This is a genomic window from Leptolyngbya sp. FACHB-711, from assembly GCF_014695615.1.
Classification (GTDB): domain Bacteria; phylum Cyanobacteriota; class Cyanobacteriia; order Elainellales; family Elainellaceae; genus Leptolyngbya_A.
This window is the reverse complement of sequence record NZ_JACJOR010000027.1, coordinates 1-3,994: the sequence shown is the minus strand read 5'-3', so window position 1 is coordinate 3,994 and position 3,994 is coordinate 1. Positions and strand designations below refer to the sequence as shown.

Genomic DNA, 3,994 nt, shown 5'->3' with positions numbered 1-3,994 from the left:
CACCTTTGCGGGAGACCCTTATTTCCTGAAACAGCTTCCCCAGAGCGTTTTATGTACTCCGATTTTCAATCAAAGCAGATTAATCGGGATTTTATATCTAGAAAACCATCTAACGGCGGGGGCGTTCACAGGCGATCGCATTGAAGTACTCAATCTCCTTTGTGCCCAGGCCGCTATCTCCCTGGAAAACGCTCGGCTTTACCAGCAAGCCCAACAGGCGTTGACCGATCTGCAACAAGCCCAACTGCAAATTGTGCAAGGTGAGAAGATGTCTGCTTTAGGGAATCTCGTGACAGGGGTGGCTCACGAAATCAATAACCCTGTCGGCTTCCTAAGCGGCAATATTAAGCCCGCTTTAGGATACATTCAAGATCTCTTTGGGTTGATCGATCTCTATCAACAAAAGTTTCCTAATCCAGATCTAGACATTCAGAATAAGATTGAAGCGATCGACCTAAACTACATCCGTAAAGACTTACCCGCCGCCATTGGTTCTATGCGGGAAGGCGTGAAGCGGGTTCAAGACATTAGTACCAGCCTCAGAACCTTTTCTCGTGCTGACAGCGATCGCCCCATTGCCTTTAATATTCACGATGGCTTAGACAGCACCATTCTGATTCTTAAACATCGCCTCAAAGCCAACGAAACTCGCCCTGAAATTGAAGTGATCAAAGAATACGGTCAGTTGCCTTTGGTTCAGTGCTTTGCCGGACAACTGAATCAGGTATTTATGAATCTCCTCAGTAACGCGATCGATGCGATCGAGGATTCCAATCAAGGGCGCAGCTTTACCGAGATCGAAGCCAATCGCAATCAAATTGCCATTCGCACGTCTATAACTGAAGATGGTCAGCAGGCTGTGATTCGGATTCAAGATAATGGTATAGGCATGTCTGATGAAGTCAAACAGAAGATGTTTGACCATTTGTTCACCACCAAGGCAGTGGGGAAAGGAACCGGATTAGGAATGGCGATCGTGCGTTCGATCGTCGTTGAGAAACATGCTGGCACCCTAGAAGTCAATTCAACACTGGGTCAAGGAGCAGAGTTAGTCGTTACGCTTCCGGTGCAAGCAACCGTTGCAACGCACGTATAACCCTACTCACCAGAGTACTTAATCGTGAACAGTTGAATGGGCTATATCAAAATCAAGGGGGCGTGGAAGTATCTGTATCGAGCCATGCATTTAGAAGGCAATACCTTCGGCTAGATGCGGAGTGCAAAGCGGGATAGCAAGGCAGCGGCAGGGGTTTCCCGCTAGGGTTTGCAAGGGCAGCACACTGCTGCTCTAGGAGTTATAACTCTCAATGCAAATGCGGCTTATCCAGTCGCGGGAAGCTTTACTTAGCTGAAGCCACCGAGACGTTGAAAGCCGATGAGATAAATGCCCAGGATACTGAATTACGGCAAAGCAAATACTTGAATGACATCATTAAGCGGGAGCATCAAAGCATCAAGCGCATTATGAAGCCGATGATGGAATTGAAAACGTGAATCCTGCAAGAAGCGCGTTGAGCAAGACTGAAGCGATGAATAAGCTTCGCAAAGGACAAGTGCAGAGAATTGACCCAGGGAGTAGTGTGTCTGAAGCCAAAGTTATCGAGGCTATCTTTGGAATTGCTGCTGAGTGCAACACGAATGGTACGAATCTTCGTTAATAGAAAATTTTTGCATCACAACCACACCTGATAGTGTCGCATCAAACCGCAAGAGGTCAAGCTGCAAGAGAGATTTGTTGTTGCATTGGAATTTCGATGACAAATTCTGTACCCTGTTGTGGTGCTGATTGGCAGTAGAGTTTTCCCCCGTGCTTCTCTACTACAATCTCATAGCTAATTGACAATCCTAATCCAGTCCCTTTACCTACTGGTTTTGTTGTGAAGAAGGGGTCAAATAACTTTGCTTTTACGTCTTCATCAACACCGAAACCATTGTCAGCAATCCGAATCGCAATCCAGTTAGTGCCGATAACCTCAGTGCTAATTTGAATTCTACCGGGTTGTTTAATGCTATCTTCAAAGGTTCGGTGCTGGTTGTATTCCTCTAACGCATCAATCGCATTGGACAGAATGTTCATGAATACTTGATTCAGTTGACCAGCGTAACATTCAATGGGTGGAAGTTGACTATAATCTTTAACAATTTCGATCGCAGCGTGTTCTGGTGTCGGCTTCAATCGATGATGCAAAATCGTCAGGGTACTATCAATTCCCTCATGGATGTCTACGACCTTAACGTCAGTTTCATCGACGCGGGAGAAGATTCGCATCGATTTGACAATTTCATGAATGCGTTGTGCGCCAAGAGTGATTGAATTGAAAAGCTTTTGCAGATCATTCTGGATGAAATCGAGGTCGATCGCTTCCTTTTCTGCCTGAATGCAAGGAGTAGGATTGGGATATTCTGTTTGGTACAGATTCAGAAGCCCCATAACATCCTCAATATAGTCTTTGGCATGGGTGAGGTTGCCATAAATAAAATTCACTGGGTTGTTGATTTCATGGGCGATCCCAGCTGCCAGTTGCCCTAGACCTGACATTTTCTCGCTCTGAATCAGTTGAAGCTGCATCTGTTGCAATTCAGAGTAGGCTTTGCCCACTTCTACAACTTTTTGCTCTAACAGGGCATTTTTCTCTTCCAGTTTCTCAGTCAGGTCATTTAGCTTTAAGTGCAGCTTGATGCGAGCTAACACTTCTTCTTGCTGGAAGGGTTTTGTGATGTAGTCTACGGCTCCAAGTTGAAATCCTTCAACTTTATTTGCGGTGTCAGAGAGGGCTGTCATGAAGATAACGGGAATATCTTTGGTCTCTAGATTTGCCTTAAGTTGGCGGCAGGTCTCAAACCCATCAATTTCCGGCATCATCACATCAAGCAAGATCAGGCTGGGTAAAGCATATTTCACCCGTTCCAGAGCAATTTTGCCTGATTGCGCTACCCAAACTTCTAATCCTGCTTGATCCAGCGTATCAGACAGAACACCTAAGTTCGCAGGAACATCATCAACAATTAGAACGGTGGCATTTTGATCAAAGGTGGAGTTCATAATTTTTACTGCTGGGCTGATTAAAGGGTTCTTACCGGTAGGATTGAATAAGTGCTAGGATTTCCTGGTCTTGAAATCCTTTTGCCAGTTGATGCAGTTTTTTGGCAAAGGGGCTGTATTTTTGATCCATCTGTTCAAGCAGGGCTGCCTGCTTCAAAATTCCTTTAAAGCTGCCCTTCATAGCTAATTCATACAGCGTTTCTAGTTCTGATGCGGGGGGGGCAATGAGTTCTGCCTTGTCCATCACTGGGCTAATCGAAGACTGCTGCTCTTCGTAGAGCCATTCCAGTTGCAAATGTTTTTGCAATTTCTGGAGTAATTCTGCTGCCAGTACAGGTTTGGGTAGAAAATCATCGCCACCTGCTTCGATGCTACGGTACTGATCTGTCTCAAACACGCTGGCGGACGAAACAATAATGATCTTGTCTTTAAGCGTTTCTGATCCTCGAATCTGTTTAATCAACTCAAAGCCATCCATATGAGGCATCATTAGATCCGTGATCATTAAGTCTGGCTGAAATTCTACCGCTCTCTGCCAGCCCTCCTGCCCAGTGGCAGCTTCAACGACGTCAAAGCCGATCGGACTAAGCAACTTAGAAATGACAGAGCGGTTTTCCCATTTGTCATCGACGACTAAAATCCTGGGCTTGCAGTTCTTAATGCCAATAATTTGCCCATGGCGATCGGCTTGAGCCGTTTTGACCCACTCTGCTGCTTCAGGCAAGTTGACATCGAACCAGAAAATACTGCCAACGCCAATCTCACTTTGAACCTGGATTGTGCTTCCCATCAATTCCACAATCTCCTGGCTAATTGCCAGTCCCAAACCCGTTCCCTCTGATTGTCGTTTGGCATCACTCACCTGCTCAAACGGTTGAAAGATTGCCTGGAGTTTGTCCTGCGGAATACCAATGCCCGTATCGCGGACTTCAAAGCGAATTTTTCCCTCAC

At 45.8% G+C, this 3,994-nt stretch carries 3 protein-coding genes; 1 reads left to right on the top strand and 2 read right to left on the bottom strand.

Annotated features, from left to right (window positions below; genetic code table 11):
• Nucleotides 1-1,096, top strand: a 1,096-nt coding sequence (locus H6F80_RS00345) for a GAF domain-containing sensor histidine kinase (protein ID WP_190789636.1), incomplete at its 5' end; no start/stop codon positions are given.
• Nucleotides 1,097-1,714: 618 nt separating this feature from the next.
• On the opposite strand, the gene H6F80_RS00340 is transcribed toward H6F80_RS00345, so the two are convergent.
• A complete protein-coding gene (locus H6F80_RS00340; protein WP_190789635.1) occupies nt 1,715-3,043 on the bottom strand; it encodes a sensor histidine kinase in 1,329 nt (442 codons plus the stop codon).
• Nucleotides 3,044-3,074: 31 nt separating this feature from the next.
• On the bottom strand, nt 3,075-3,994 hold a 920-nt coding region (locus H6F80_RS00335; protein WP_190789634.1), incomplete at its 5' end, for an ATP-binding response regulator.

What these genes read in the sequence shown, in the direction of transcription:
- H6F80_RS00340 (WP_190789635.1), bottom strand. Translation starts at nt 3,043, where the DNA reads ATGAACTCCACCTTTGATCAAAATGCCACCGTTCTAATTGTTGATGAT.